12 protein-coding genes are annotated in these 14734 nt (G+C 63.8%); 11 read left to right on the top strand and 1 reads right to left on the bottom strand.

Going from position 1 to position 14734, the window contains the following annotated elements; all coding sequences use genetic code 11:
- Positions 1-14: 14 nt before the first annotated feature.
- The 3 genes from LGY53_RS44490 to LGY53_RS32385 all read left to right on the top strand — a co-directional run bounded on the left by LGY53_RS44490 (position 15) and on the right by LGY53_RS32385 (position 1629).
- A complete protein-coding gene (locus tag LGY53_RS44490; RefSeq protein WP_225730498.1) occupies positions 15-410 on the top strand; it encodes a DUF4442 domain-containing protein in 396 nt (131 codons plus the stop codon).
- The gene (locus tag LGY53_RS32390; RefSeq protein ID WP_225730517.1) at positions 308-520 is read left to right on the top strand and encodes a hypothetical protein; all 213 of its coding nucleotides are present in this window, start codon (positions 308-310) and stop codon (positions 518-520) included. The genes LGY53_RS44490 and LGY53_RS32390 overlap by 103 nt, the downstream gene beginning before the upstream one ends.
- 113 nt (positions 521-633) lie before the next feature.
- Positions 634-1629, top strand: a complete 996-nt coding sequence (locus LGY53_RS32385) for an acyl-ACP desaturase (protein WP_225730497.1) — start codon at positions 634-636, stop codon at positions 1627-1629.
- Positions 1630-2056: 427 nt separating this feature from the next.
- Here the strand turns inward: LGY53_RS32385 and mobF are convergent, their stop codons facing one another.
- Entirely contained in the window at positions 2057-7699 is a 5643-nt protein-coding gene (gene mobF, locus LGY53_RS32380) for a MobF family relaxase (protein WP_225730496.1), read from the bottom strand.
- 431 nt (positions 7700-8130) lie between these two features.
- Here mobF and LGY53_RS32375 point away from each other — a divergent pair, with 431 nt between their 5' ends.
- The 8 genes from LGY53_RS32375 to LGY53_RS32340 all read left to right on the top strand — a co-directional run bounded on the left by LGY53_RS32375 (position 8131) and on the right by LGY53_RS32340 (position 14571).
- Entirely contained in the window at positions 8131-8547 is a 417-nt protein-coding gene (locus LGY53_RS32375) for a hypothetical protein (protein ID WP_225730495.1), read from the top strand.
- Between the two features lie 214 nt (positions 8548-8761).
- Complete coding sequence (locus LGY53_RS32370; RefSeq protein ID WP_225730494.1) at positions 8762-9358, top strand: MspA family porin; 597 nt, start codon at positions 8762-8764, stop codon at positions 9356-9358.
- Between the two features lie 825 nt (positions 9359-10183).
- On the top strand, positions 10184-10660 hold the full coding sequence (locus LGY53_RS32365; RefSeq protein WP_225730493.1) for a hypothetical protein: 477 nt from the start codon (positions 10184-10186) through the stop codon (positions 10658-10660).
- 14 nt (positions 10661-10674) lie between these two features.
- On the top strand, positions 10675-11298 hold the full coding sequence (locus LGY53_RS32360; protein WP_225730492.1) for a hypothetical protein: 624 nt from the start codon (positions 10675-10677) through the stop codon (positions 11296-11298).
- 927 nt (positions 11299-12225) lie between these two features.
- Entirely contained in the window at positions 12226-12546 is a 321-nt protein-coding gene (locus tag LGY53_RS32355; protein ID WP_225730491.1) for a WXG100 family type VII secretion target, read from the top strand.
- The gene (locus tag LGY53_RS32350) at positions 12543-12851 is read left to right on the top strand and encodes a WXG100 family type VII secretion target (RefSeq protein ID WP_225730490.1); all 309 of its coding nucleotides are present in this window, start codon (positions 12543-12545) and stop codon (positions 12849-12851) included. The genes LGY53_RS32355 and LGY53_RS32350 overlap by 4 nt, the downstream gene beginning before the upstream one ends.
- Positions 12852-12853: 2 nt before the next feature.
- Positions 12854-14332 (top strand): ADP-ribosyltransferase, encoded by a 1479-nt coding sequence (locus tag LGY53_RS32345; RefSeq protein ID WP_225730489.1) that lies wholly within the window; start codon positions 12854-12856, stop codon positions 14330-14332.
- Positions 14333-14346: 14 nt separating this feature from the next.
- Entirely contained in the window at positions 14347-14571 is a 225-nt protein-coding gene (locus tag LGY53_RS32340) for a hypothetical protein (RefSeq protein ID WP_225730488.1), read from the top strand.
- The last annotated feature ends 163 nt before the right edge of the window (positions 14572-14734 follow it).

The raw sequence follows: 14734 nt of genomic DNA, 5'->3' as shown, positions 1-14734 counted from the left end.
GGAGAGCGCGGCGGATGGGCGAATGGGGTGCGGGCGTCGGCGGAGGGGAGATCAGCCGGACCAGTGGCGGCGTACTGCCGGATCCGCGGTGGTTTCGACTGGTCATGAACATGTATCCGCAGTTCTTGTTCTCCAGCGTGCGCGTACGGCGAATCGCGACGGATTGGACCTCGGTGGAGGTCGCTCACCGGGTTCGGCCGTGGAATCGCAATGCGAACCGGGCCGCCTTCGGAGGAACCTTGTTCTCGATGACCGACCCGTTCTACGGGATCATGGCTCTCGGTCAGCTCGGCCCCGGCTATCGAGTTTGGAATACCTGCGCGAGCATCGAATTCGTCACCCAGGCCGTGGGATCGTCAGCGCGATCATGGAACTCGACCCGGATGTCGTCGCGGAGATCCGAGACATGACCTCCGGCGGAGGAAGGTCGATCACCACGCACGTCACCGACATTCGAAATGGCGACGGCGCGATTGTCGCGAAAGCAAGTCAGGACCTCTATGTCCGTCGCCTCCACTAGGTCGAGGTTTGCTCGGGCGGTGCATCGAGCAGATCGCGTCAGGTGTGGTTGCACCGCAATTCCGGCCGAAGCGGTTTAGCAGCTCCACCACATGTTTTCGAAGGGATATCCGTATGGCAAGGCGTCTTACCCAACTGCAGTTGCTCACCGAGCTGGAACCGGTCGCGGCTCAGAACCTGAACCGGCACCTGTCACTGGCCAAGGACTGGCATCCGCACGATTACGTTCCGTGGGACGATGGGCGCAATTTCGCCGCCATGGGTGGAATCGATTGGGACCGTGAGCAATCGGGGCTTTCCGAGGTGGCCAAGGCTGCGATGATCACGAATCTGCTCACCGAGGACAATCTCCCGTCGTATCACCGGGTGATCGCCGAGCATTTCTCCCGGGACGGTGCGTGGGGCACCTGGGTGGGCCGCTGGACCGCCGAGGAGAACCGGCACGGGATCGTGATGCGTGACTACCTCGTCGTCACCCGAGGTGTTGACCCGGTCGAACTCGAACACGCTCGCATGGCTGCGATGACCAAGGGCTTCGACCCCATATCCGCTGTGGGGCAGGCCGATATCGATCCGGACGAGCTTGCCGAGGCGGGATTCCTGCACGCCATCGCCTACGTGACATTCCAGGAACTCGCCACCCGGCTCAGCCACCGCAATACCGGCACGGTGTGTAACGACCCGATCGCCGACCGCATGCTGCAACGCATCGCCGCCGATGAGAACCTGCACATGATCTTCTACCGCGACATGTGCGCCGCCGCTTTGGATCTGGCGCCCGACCAAGCTCTCGAAGCCATCTCGATGATGCTGCGGAACTTCCGAATGCCCGGCACCGAGAACCCCAACTTTCTCCGCTACGGGGCATTGATGGCCACACACGGCATCTACGACAAGCGCCAGCACCTCGAAGTCGTCGTCATGCCCGTGCTGCGCACCTGGAAAGTGTTCGAGCGCAACGATTTCACCGCGCGCGGTGAACAGATCCGCGAAGAGCTCGCCGCATACCTGGCGCGTTACGAGAAGGACATGCTCCGGTTCGAAGAGCGGCGGGAACGAATCGCCGCCCGCAAGGCCAGTAAGCGAGAGGCACCGGCAAAGGTGTCTTGACACTGGTCCGGACAGCACTCGAGAAAGCGACGAGTCGGCAGTCCAGCGAATGGGGACGAATTGTATTGTCCCGCTGGCTGACTGATTTCAGCGCTGTCGCCACAGGTTACGCGGTGGTCATGGCGACCGAATCGTGGAACCGTGCGGTGAGCGGACGAATGACCGATGGTGCCGCGCGGTTTGATCGTCACGTCCGAGTTCAGGAATCGGGTGCACTGCCGACATGCCCTGCCCTCCAACCTGCCCTCGAAACACCGCCGTCGGCAGGGGCGAGATCCACGACACCCTGCGCCAACCCAACTTGCCGCGCCAGGCAGATCCGCTGTCCGCCCCATCTTTGCCTCCGTTGCGTTTGGCGCAACATTGTTGAACCGGAGACCGGCTGAGTCTCTGGTCAGTTGGGGGGGGGTGACATTCGAATACCGTCCTACTCCAATCCCGCTCCTTCAGCGGTGTCCGGAGCGTGGTCCATGGTCGGGCTGCGCACTGGCGCTTGTTGCCGACTGGTGTGACGTTTACTCCGTTGTATCCGCTGTTCTTCTTCGGCGGTGAGTTGTTCTGGCGGAAGCTGTTGTCGGCGTTGCTGTTCGGCCTGCGCGGTTGCGAGTAGTTGTTGATGGCGCATCCTTTCGGCGGCGATGCGTTGTTTCAGGAGTTCGCCATCGAGAGTTGCCGGATCCGGACGAGTCCATCGGAACAGCACGGCGTCGGTGGCATCGGCAGTGGCGAGATGGACTTGTAGGTGGCGAATATGGTCCTGAAGTTCAGGATTCGTGAGCGTCGAGATGTCCGGCTTCGGGCTGGGTGGCGCAACGAGCGAGGGATGCGGTTTTGGGTCGGCTGTCGGCGCGTCGGCGGCCTCGGATGGAGCTCGTAGGTCAGCCGGTTCGATGCCGTTGCGTAGGAGCTGTCCCTCCTTCCAAGCAAGGCGGAACCGGGCCTGATTGAGTTCGGCGAGGTCGATGCTGTCGGCGGTCAGACGGGCGAGTTCTACGTCCTCGCTGGTGACGACGCCTTGGGGGCCTGCTGCGTCGAGGAGGGCTTGGCGGGTTTGGTCGGCTTCGGTTTTGGCGAGTTCGGCTGCGGTGGTGGCGGATTCGGCGCAGATGCGGGCGACGTGCAACTCCAGGATCTGTGCGGGGGTTCCGGAGGAGGTCCGTAATTCGGTGAGTTGGGCTGCGAATTGGTCGCGAACGGTGGGGGCGGCGATATCGGGGAGGAGTTTCTCCAGGTCGTCGATATCCGGGTCTGATTGGCGCTTCATGTTGCGGGTCAGTCCCTCGACGTGGGCCTTGTACTCGGCGGCTTCGCGGTCGGCTTCGATCCAGGCGTCGTGTGCGTCTCGGGCTGCGAGCAGAAAGGGCCGCTGAGCATCTCGCCGAGCGCGCAGATTCTCGAAATAGCCATCGAGCGCGCGGAGATGACGTCCGGCGCCGTTGGCATACGCGGTCGCGAGTTCGCGATAGGTCCGCGCGTATTCGAGGTACTCGGCACGCAACACCTGCGCTCGCTCTGCCGACGGGAGGTCGAGGTGTTCGGGGATGGAGGCAGGATCGACAGGCGGACACCATTCATCGAGGCCGTTGTCCCATTCGTCGGTGTCGTCGGCGGTATCGAAGGTGGGCTGCTCGGCGGATGTGGCAAACGATGCGAGGGATGAGTGGTAATTGGGATCGTTGTCGTCGGGCAGCGTCGCGGCGCGCGGATCTGGATAGCCGAAGAAGGCGGTCGCGGTCTCGGAGTCGAGCTGCGGATCCGTGTGTGGGTCAGGTGGATGGCCTGCTCGGGCGGCGAGTTCTTCATCGTCTGCCGGGTGCGGTGGCGCCTGTGTCGGGGCATAGGTGGCGGCGGCGCCGTAGAGGAATTGGTGGTGGCGGGTGATGGCTGTGATTCGCCATGCGAGCGCGGTGGCCCACTGGTCTGGGCGGGGAAGTTGGTCGGTGTCACTGTTGTCGGTGATCAGGTGAAATGCCGTGGCCAGGATGTCGTGCGGGGTCCAGCGGGCTGGGTTGGCGGCCTCGACCGCGGCCACGAGTTGAGGCCACGCCGGGTCGCTGGTGACCAGCGCAGCCACCGGCGTGGTGAGGATGTCCTCGACATCGGTGATCCATCCTGGGCGCAACGGGTCGTGGGCTGCGGCATCGTCGAGGACGCCGGGATCGAGTTGTTCGGCAAGCCGCCACCACAGTGCGGCGGCAGGTTGTTCGTCGGGTAGCGGGCCGTTTTCGGCCGCAGTATGAAGTAACGCCGCGACGTCGATCCCGGCACGATGGGCGAGGTCGAGCCGCTCGGCCAGTACCGGCCAATACGGATCGGCAGCGATGCGTAGGTCGATTTCGTCTGCGGCTTCGACCCATTTGCCGAGAGCGTCGCCGACATTGCCGAGTTGGGCGGTGATGCGTTCGATGAGGTCGTCCTGGTATGCGCGAGCGATTCCGAATTTCGGCAGTTCGGGACCGGTCGCGCGGCGGTCGTTGTCCTCGATCCGCCGGACGACGCGCCACACCGTCAGATCCGCGATCAGTGCCGAATCACCGCGGGTGGCAGCGAGCAACGGACATGCCCATATCGGCGCGGTAGCAGTCGTCCATGCGTGCGTTTCCTGCACGACTGTATTGGTGAGAGTGATGACGAGCTGGGAGCGGGCCGTGAGGTAGGCCCCGAAGACCGGGTGTTGTTCGAGGACTGGTGGGATGCCGGTGAGCCAAGGGAGCGGCCCGGCGCCGCTGGAGTGTCGGCCGCTTTGGTCCAGACGCCAGTCCAAGACCGCGGCCGGGTCGATAACACCGTCGAAGTCGCGCTCGGCAATCGCTTCGGCGAGGGCGGTGACCGGGTCGCGGGGCTGTCCGTCGCGGTCAGTCGAGATCGTGATGATCGCCAGATGAGCGCGCAGGACCGGCCAGGCGCCGGCCTGGGTCAGGCCGGGCATTAGGTCTTCGGCGGCGGAGTCGATGCGGGCGAGGATCTCGGGTCCGGCGAGGTGTTCGGCAGCTGCGCCGACGGCGTAACTGTAAGCGTCGGCAGCGTGGCCGAGCCGTGTGGCAGGGTCGAAGGTTTCGCGGTGGGCAGTGGTCGCTGAATCGTGTCCGCCATCGCGAGCCAAGACATCGGTCAGCAGGTCGACGATCGTCGGTGGATGCACAGCTCGGTCGCTGAACTGGGCATGTTCGAGATCGACGGCGGTTTGGGCGTAGATGTCGTTGCGGCGGCGTCCGCGCGAGATCGCGACGTAGAACTGGGCGCGGTTCTCCGAACCGGTGAACACGCTGTGCCCGGTGTCGGCGGTGATGCCTTGCGCGGAGTCGATCGTGGACGCGTAGCCGAGGGTGACTTCGGCGGCCAAGTAGTCCGCGGGCAGACGCACGAGGCGGCCGGAGCCGACATGAGCGGCGGTGACGCTGCCATCGGTGTGGACGGCTGTGACGAGCCATCGGTAGCCGTTGCGGACGTAGTCGGAGCTGCTGAAACGCAACCGTGGGTTGTTCCGGCGGGTGCAGATGAGATCTCCGGTGGACGCTTGTAACCCATCGGACAACCCGACTTCGACGTCAGGAACTCCAGCGGTGGTGAGCCGATCGGTGCGGGCGCGGTGGTTGAGGATGGCCACGATCTCGCGGGTCTGGGCGAGCATGACCGAGTCCAACCCAGCAGCACGGTCGGCCTTCCACGCGGTGTAGGCAGCATCGATGACGGTCTCCAGCGCACCGATATGGACCCGTCTCCGGTCGGTGTAGAAGGCGATGGCGGCCGGATCCCCGGCCCGGATCGCCAGCGTCGCGGCGGCCTCGGCTGGATCACCGATGAACCGCATCACCTGCGTCAAGGTGGTTGCGCCCCCGGCGTCGATGATGTCGCGCATGACTCCACCGGCCGCGATGGAGGCGAGTTGGCGGTCATCGCCGATCGCACGGACTATCGCACCGCGCCGGGCCACGAAGTCGACGACCAGATCCAGTTGCCGCGCCGAGGCTTTCGCCGCCTCGTCGATGATCACCAATGTGCCCGGCCCGATTCCAGATACCCAGTGCGGCACTCGATATCGGGCTGCCGAATCCGGCGTCAGATGGGTCAGCAAATAGGTCAGCTTGTCGATCGTTTCCACCGGGATCGCGGTGTCGATCTCCTTCTGTAACTGGGCCGCCGACGCCGCGGTTGGCGCCAAGCCCAGCACCGTTCCGCCTTCGCTCAACCAGGCCCGGACCAACACGTGCATGGCGACCGTCTTGCCGGTTCCGGCTGGGGCGACCGCCACCTGCAACGTTCGCCCGGAGGTCGCGAACTCACGCACCAGCGCGGCTTGCCCTGCGGTGAGTTCGCGTCCGTCGTTGTTCGCCGCGTACTCCAGCAACGCCACGTCGACCGCTGCATCGGTCACCGTCCGGCCGCCAGCTCGCCGCGCAGCAGCAACGAGTCGCTGCTCAGCCAGCAGCACCGCGGCCGAGGTGAACTGCTCCGATTCAGCGACCGTAAACGCGCTTGTGCCGTCGGCCCGTTGTAGCAGTCGCGGCTCGTCGAACATGTCCGGCCGCGTCCGGCTGATCGACCGCGGTACCGATACCACCGCCTCGGTGACCGCGGCTACGACTGCTGCTCTCTCCGCCCTCGTGATCTGTCCGCGCAACTGGCGTTGCACCTCGGCATGAATGTGATTGCGCTGCCACACCGATCGCCTCAGCGACACCGCATCGATCACCCGATCCGCCACCGCCGCAATCCATTCCGGCGTCACCTCCGGCCGCGCCACTACAGGCGAGTGGCACATCGACCACACCATCGCCTCGACCGCTGACTGGCCGCCCAGCTGCTCGGTTGCTTCAGCCCACCAGACTGCTCGTTGCTCAGCACGAGAGCGTGGTTCGTGTTTCGGCGGGCGAGTCTCCCGGCTGGCGCACTGGGCCAGTTTCAGCATCTCCACCGTCGTCGGCTCACGCCCCCATCGGCGCTGGAATTCCCGCGCCAATTCCCCGAGCTTGACCTCGATCTCGGCATCGCGCCGCGACCATAATCGACTCAAATCCGGGTCCACACCGACGAGTTCGCGGACCGGCCGACGGTCCGGGTCACCGCCGCCGCGGTCGACGAAGACCCCGCCGACTAGGTCGTGCACATGTAGCTCGAGGCTGGTGTTGTAGACCTCGCTGCTCGCGACGATCAACCGGTACAGCATCCGCGCATCCAACGCCCGCCACAGCTCACCCTCACGCGTGCGGACCTTGTTCGAGATCACCACGTGGGTATGCAGATCCGGGTCGCCCGCCCTCGACTCACGATGCTCGAATGCCGTCGCGATCAACCCACACGTATCGACCTGCGCCACCCCGTTTGCGCCTAAACGGGTATATGCAGCATGCGATTCCAGGAACGCCAACGCATCCGTCACCGCCGCACGATGCGCCTGCTCGACCAACTCCGCGATCGGTCGCGGCGTCAACGCCCACAGCACCGACACCGACTTCACCGGTGAAAAACAGACATCGAAACCCGATATCGCGGTCGTGGCGTTGCGGGAGTTGCGGGCTACCCACCCCGACAGCTCCGCGTCGTTCAGCGGCTCCCGACCCAGGTCGGCAACGAACATCTCTCGCGCTACCCGCGTACGGATCTCTGAGCGGACATCATCGGAAATCGCAGCATTCCAATGGGATCCCTGGTCCAGGTTGTAGGCGGTGAACTCCTCCGCACAGCGACGCCGAAACTCACTGGCATGGTGGTAGATCCGAAACGGTTGCCCCAGCTGCGACGCCGCCAACGCCGCCCGGCTTGCATCCTTTCGCTTGGCACCAGCGACCAACTGCTCGGCGAACACCCGATCCTCGATCGCTTCGGCGTCCGGATGTCTGCCCAGCCCGAACAACGCCCGCATCTGTGCCTCGGCGACCTCGTCGCCCGCCCTGATCGTGTCGAACGCCGACAACCCCGACCCCATCCAGACACCGGGCGACTCGCCCTTGGCCGAGTAGTAATCGGCCAAAGTGCTACGCCCACGTTCGCTCGCATCATGGGCGGCTGTCTGCCGTAGGTAATAGTTGAATCCATCCCCGGCGGACAGTTTATGAACCGTCGCCGTCATACGCCTACGCTACCGGTCGCGAAATTGATACCCAGGAGAAAATAAAGCACGCTCTCAGGTGCCTATTCCATATGGCTTATCAAATTCTCAGATGAACTCCCCGGAGGTTGCTATCTCTGCGATGTCCAACCGGTCACGTTCAGGGCGAACGCCAATCGGGCGAACTTCCCGCCAAAGATGCGAACTTGTTATCCGAAATGCAAAAGGTCCCAGGTAGGGGGTGAGGATTGAACGTTCAGTTATGAATCGCCAAATAGGATGATTGTGGTGGTATTTCGATGCTGAAGAATGAAGAAGGTCGGGACATAGCTAAAAATTGGGCATAGCCTGACATTCCACTTCCGGCTACAAACCACCGCGGGCGCAGGCGTGCGTCGCCGCGCGGAACGAAAGGAATCCGACGAGCAACCTACGACGGAAGGAGCCGATCTATGACAACAAGGAAACAGGCCACCCTCGCGCGACAGCAGGCACACCGCAGGCTCGCCATCCAACGCCGGCAACGATTCGAACGTGAACAGGCCAACGAAGCCGACCTGACCGCCTACCTCCTCCTTCAGCAACAGCTGGACGACACAGAGCGCGCGTTCCGTAGCACCGTGGACTCCATCCGCCATCGCCAGGCCGCGCACCTGCTGGGCTGGCGTAACCGCGGCGAGGAACTGTCCGTCATCGCTGGCATGACGGGACTGTCCCGCGCCGAACTGGGCAAACTGATCAAACTCGCCTCCGGATCGCGCGAGCATTCTCCAGCGACTGACCGTCATCAAGCAGTCATCGCGAACGGGGCTGTGTCGCAGTTCACAATTCCGATGGTCGAAGGTTCGATTACCGATCGCGAGCAGTGATTCCACGGAGTGCGGGTAGGCGACTCGGTGGTGATCGGTGACGCTCGATCTACCCAATGGTTGCCAAATGATTGCTGATAGATTGTCCTAGAAGGTAGTTGCAGGATGTCGGGGCCACAGTGGCCCGGCACCGCATGCCTTTCTGGGGGTTTCGATGGTCTGTTCCACGCAGCGCCGGGCGATTGCTGTGGTCTTGTCGGCCGTGGGTTTGCCGGTGGCAGCGCTGTTCGCCATGCCCGGGCTTGCCGTGGCCGACCCGGTCGCTGACAAGTCGCGTACGACTGTCACCGATGATGGCTGGCAGTTGTCGATCACCAAGTCGATGGAGAACCTGGACCGGTATCCGAATCTGGCGGCAACGATGTTCACCCGGGAAGGGTTCGTGTCGCTGAAGGCGGCTGCGGAGGTCACCGGTGCTGGTAGGGCACCGATCGCCTCGGGGACGGTGGCCTTGGGTTATCAGATCGGTTGCCAGGTCGATGTGTCGAGCGGCCTGACGATGGGGCTGGGGTTGTCGATAGGCCCGAACATCAGCGTGACGATCTCCCAGTACCCCGGCGTGACGGTGGGTGGTTCGGCGATGGTCACCCCGAACGTGTCCACCACGATCAAGCCCGGCAGCATCACCACGATCCCGTTCGGCACCAAACCCCTTGCTGGACCGCATGCTTCGATCACCGCCGAGCAGGTTCAGGTCAAGATCGATGCTTGCATGGGCCCGGTATCGCTGCGTTCGTATGCCACCGCGGCCATCTCGACACCGACCGCGGACAACTCCGTCACCGTCTACGGCGACCCCATCTACCTGTAGCTCTGCGGACGCATTCACCGAGACGCGAGAAAGGTCAGCATGAGCAAGTCATTCCCGACGTCGCGCCGCCGCTATCTGGCGGCGGCCGGTGGTGCGTTTGTGATCATGGGAATCGGTGGGTTGGCCTTCGGGCTCCCGACCGTCGCCGCACAGCCGGATATCCCGTGTGAGCAGTGGCAACAGATGCATCCCGGTTGGCCCTGTATTCCTGTTCCGAAGCCGCCGCCAGGCCCGGTGCCGGGCCTGCCGAGCACACCATCTCCGCTGCCGACCCCCGCCATGCCGGGTCAGCAACCCGGCACGAGTGGTGCTGGCAGTCAGGCCGGAGCGCTTGTTCCCCCTGCTGCGGCGCCGGGCAACGGGACACCGATCGTCCCGGTCCCAGGTCAGCCTTCCATACCCGAACCAGCAACCCGTCCCGTGCCGGATTCCGCAGCTCCCGGTCCGAGCGCAGCCGAACCGGCCGCCCCGGTGCCGGCCGAGCCTTCGCCCGCCCCATCGGCACCGATCGATAGGCAGCAACCTGCTACCGCACCTGATCCAGGAGCCACTGATTCGGCTCCCCGGTCGACTGCCCGTTCTGAGGCGCAGCCGATGGGTGGGGTCTCACCACTGACCTGGCTGCTGTTGCCGATGGTGTTGGCCGCTGGAGCCGGTGGCGTTGTTCTCGGACGCCGGTTTGTCAGAGGCGATACCCCGTCTGCTGTCGATGGCTTGCCGGGGATCCCACCTCCGCTGAAGCCGGTACCTCCCGGTACTCCGGTTCTGACCTCGCGTTTCGACATAACCCGTGTGTATCCGGGCGTCTATGCCCCGGCCGGATGGATGTCCAGAGACTTCAACGCGAATCCCGGCGTCCAAGGCGTGTACACCGCGGGGCAGGGCCCCTACAGCGGATACGGCGATACGATCACCCTGGATCCCGACACCACCCCGGGAGCCGTTGGCCCTTGGTCCGGAAACGTGTTGACCCCGGACCCGATGACCGGCAAGTCGCAGATCTCCATCCCGGCACCACCGAACGCGCAAGGCAAACCAGGAAGCCTGGACATCGACGCCACCAAGCGAGTCCAACTGCGGATTGTCGGCCTCCAACCGGAAGCGGTGTCCTCGATCGACCTCGACGGCAAACCGACCCTCGCCGTCACCTATCAACCCCAATATCAGGTCCGCACCACGATCACCGCGCTCAACAACGCCGTCGTGACCCAGCCGTCGCAATGGACCGACATTTCGATCGAGGATGTTCTGCAACTGGAAAGAATGGGCGCATTCGTCCCGCAGATCCCCGCCACCGCGTGAATCCGATCGAGGAGATGACCGATATGAACGTCCGCCAGTTCGCGCCGGGAATCACGGCATGTCGGCTGTTGCTCATGGCCGTGGTCGCCGCCACTTCGGCCCTCACCGCGTGCGGCGGGAGCTCAACCCCGAGCGCCACATCCACCTCGTCGGCGCCGGTGCTGAACGAAGCGGCAGCGCAAGACCGCATCCGCCAATACCTCACCGAAACCCTCGACGCCTTACCGCCAGGCACCACGCTTACCGCAGCCCCGGCTCGAGCAGATGGCCGAACAGCGGATCCCGATCTGCGCGACCTACCCGCAGCACCCTGCGACGGCGACCTCAACAACACCACCGGACCCAAGAAAGCGCAGGTGTGGTACTGGGTCACCGGCATCCCCGCCGGAAAAACCGGGGACTACCTCACCTCGATCATGCGGATCTGGCGAGACCGGCTATGGAACGTCACACCGATCGAACCCGACGTACAGGCCAACGCCGTCACCCACGACGGCTACCTGCTCATCGTCGCCCGCGCCAAAGCCAACGACGGAACAACCCAGGACGAACTCTCCCTGGCAGGCACCTCGCCATGCTTCCCGAACTCCGCCACCGGAACCGCCACGCCATTGCCAACCGCCATCAACCAGCGCTGAGAAGACAGCTGAACTGCACATATGCCGGAGATCCAGGGTATCCAAGGAAGCCGGAGACACAAGAGCTCCCGCTGGCGGGCTGGTCCAGGTCGAAACCGAACGCTGCAGGGCGTTCCATTCCATTTGATGTTGGAATCGTTCGATCGCCAGCTGGAATCCGAGGAAGCCACGCATGAAAAGGCGGAGTCGGGAGCCCGATCGCTGCATCGATCCGTCCCTTGGTGAATCTGGACTGGAAGGTCGCCGCTCGCGGTCGCGCGAATCCACCCATGCTGGGTAGATCGTCGGAGTAGTCTTCGCCGCCGAGGCCCCGGGGCACTCGGCATTTCAATGGGCGAATTCGCGGAGTTCTTCGATGTCTTCAGTAATGGCGTGGTTGTGCAGCCAGACAATGACGGTATACAGATCAGTCGCATCAGCCGGGCGAATCCTCAGCCTTCGAGAGCGGGTCTACATACAGCAGCCGTCTTCGAGGTCGTACGAGTGCACGGCACCGACCTGGCGCGGTCAGCCTGGCGCCTGGAGCCGGGCGTCGCAACAGCCGCCGATATCGCGCCAGCGATATCGGCTCACTGGCATAGCGGACGATCGCAAGTAGGACGGCGTAATGCGCGCCCGGGCCTATCCGCGATCGGTGGACCACCGTGCGATTCGGCAGCGTCGGCCGATCGTCAATCTCTGTGCTGGGAAGGGAACCGTTCCGAGTCCTGTGACGTCAAACTAATCGGGACCAATGTGTTGGGGCGGGCTGACGACCGATATCCGGACATGTCAACAAGACCCGCACCAGCATGGGGTGTGTGGATCGCCTAATGTGCAAGTAACACAACGGTTTCCACCGCCGCCCGGAAGGCCGATAGCCGCCCTCTTGTTCGACCAGCTGTGCACCGCCGTCCGGTCGTTGGACGCGACAGAAAGGCCGTATGCATGACCGCACCGGAATTCGCGCTGGTTCCCGAGAGCGCTTCCAGCGCGAGCGACTACCTCGTCGCGACCGCGCAAAGCCTGGCCGATGGTTTCCGCACCGCCGACACCGAGGTCCAAGAGCTGATGTCGACCTGGCAGGGGCGGGCGGCTGACTCCTACGCGACGGGCTGGCGTGAGGTGCACCGCGGTGCGACGACCGTGTTCGACGCACTCAAAGAACTCGCTGAAGCGATCGGCGCAACCGCACAGGCAGTCTCCGCGATCGATGTCCAGCGCGCCAGGGCTCAGGCGTCCTACACCTCCAGCCTGGACCTGCCATGAGCAGTAGCGACGGCAGCAGCTACCGCGTCGACCTGGATCATCTGGATCAGGTGACCGCGAAGATCGGCGGTTTGCTGGGCTTCCTGGACGAGTCGCTTCAGGGAATCGACACACGCGTCGCCGCGCTGCACCAGCAGTGGACCGGAGCGGCCGCCGCCAAGCACGCCCAGGCGCACCGGGATTGGTCGGCCGGCGCCGCCGAAGTCCGCGAAGGCGTGGAGACCATGCGAGCGGCCGCGCAAACCGCGCACCGCAGCTATACCGAGGTGGTGCAGACAAATCTGCGGATGTTGGGGCGGGAGTAACGATGACGACGACCGCGATGCAGGTTGACACCCAGGTCTACTATGACGCCGCCGCGACGCTGAACAAGGTGGCCACCGAATTCTTCGCCGCCCTCGAACACCGATGGACCGCGCTCGAGGACTGCCGCCAGATGTGCGGATCCTACGAGGAGGCGCGGACCTGGGCGACCAGCTACGACGACCGCGCCCTGAAATTGGCGGGCGCCGCCAGCAACATCGCTGAGGCTGCGGGCAACTACGCCAGCGTGCTCCAGCAGGCGGGCTACAACCACGCCCTGGCCGAATGGAACGCCACCACCGGCGACAAAGGCCCTGCGCCCGCCGAACCGACCTGGCTGCTGGTCCCGGTGTACACGTGCCGCCAACCCTTTCCCTCGGCGGGCAGCGACGGCCCCGGCCTGCGCGGCGGCGCGGCCGAGGCGCTGAAACTGCTCGACAAGATCGGGGTCACCATCCCCGACGGCAACGGCGACAAGCTCACCCACATGGCGACGTTGTGGCACGAGATCGCCGCCGACGCCGCGGTCACCGCGCTACCAGCGGAACTGACCCGCATCACCGAGCAGTTCCGCGATGTCGTCAGCCCCGAGATCGCCTTCATCGCCGAAGATCTGGAGGTGCTGCGCGCCAGCGCCGACGTCTGGACCACCGGCTGCAAGGAACTGGGCGACTCTTGCCAGCAGCATCGGGAAGCGCTCGACGAGTTCCGCACCAAATTCAAGGACAAGGTCGAAGAACTCGGCAAAGAACTCCTCGAAGCTCTGGCCATCGACTACATCGTCGGCGCAACACTGAGCTTCGTCACCTTCGGCATCGGGGCAGCCGTCGCGTCCGCCGAAGCCATCGCCATCGCCGCCCGCTACTCCAAACCGATGCGGCTGATCATCGAGGAATGGAAGACCGCCCGCGGCATCGGCAAAGGCGTCAACGCCGAAGCCGACCTCGCGAAGAATTCCAAAGAACTCGAACGGATCAAGAACCTCGGGACCCGCAAGAACTACAAGGCCCCCAGGCCAAAGAACTTGACCGAGGTAGACGAGGAAGCGATTGAGCGCTACACCCAAAGCGGATACAAGGACCTCAACAAGGCATTGCGTCAGGGCGACCTCACCCCGTCACAGGCAGCACGAGTACAGAACCTGCGGACAGCGCTCGACAAATTCCCCGACTACGAGGGAAACGTCATCCGGCGTACCAATCTGCCCGAAGATGTTCTCGATAAGTACCAAAAGGGGCAAACGATTGTTGAGGACGCATTCACATCGACTACACGCAATCCCGCGACCCGACACGATGGCAACGTCGAGTTCCAGATCGTGAGCAAACATGGCAAGAACATCGAGGAAATCTCAAAGTTCGGCCCCGGAGCGCACAGCAACGAACAAGAAGTCCTGTTCAAGGACAAAACGCCGTTCGAGATCGTGAACCGGTTCTATGACGAGAAGAACAAGCGAACTGTCATCCAGATGGTCGAGCGATAGAGAGGGAAATCATTATGCCCGAGAGAATTGCCGGTAAGACGTTCTACAGCCCTGAGGAAGCAAAGGCCGCAGGGTTCACACCCCTCACGCCCGAAGAGATCGAAGAAGCCAAGAAGAGGTTCGCCGAGTTTTCCGCGGCAGCCGCTGCCGTTCCGGAGTCCGAGAAGATCCCCCAGCCCGATCGGATGTCCGACGACCTGGCAGGTACCGAATACGAAGGCTGGAAGCCCGAGAGATAGGTATGGCGAAGTCGAATCCGGAGGCAACCGTACCGCTCAGGTTCTCGCAACAAGTAGCTTCAGAGCGATCGGTGAGGGCATGTCCTACACAAGCCAGCCCTCCTGACGGCGCCGCTCGAAGAAATCGTCATCGACATCGATTACTTCCTGCGGAAGGGTCTTT

This window comes from Nocardia sp. JCM 34519.1 (genome assembly GCF_020361265.1).
GTDB classification, from domain to species: Bacteria; Actinomycetota; Actinomycetes; order Mycobacteriales; family Mycobacteriaceae; genus Nocardia; species Nocardia arthritidis_A.
This window is presented reverse-complemented; position numbering and strand designations above follow the sequence as displayed.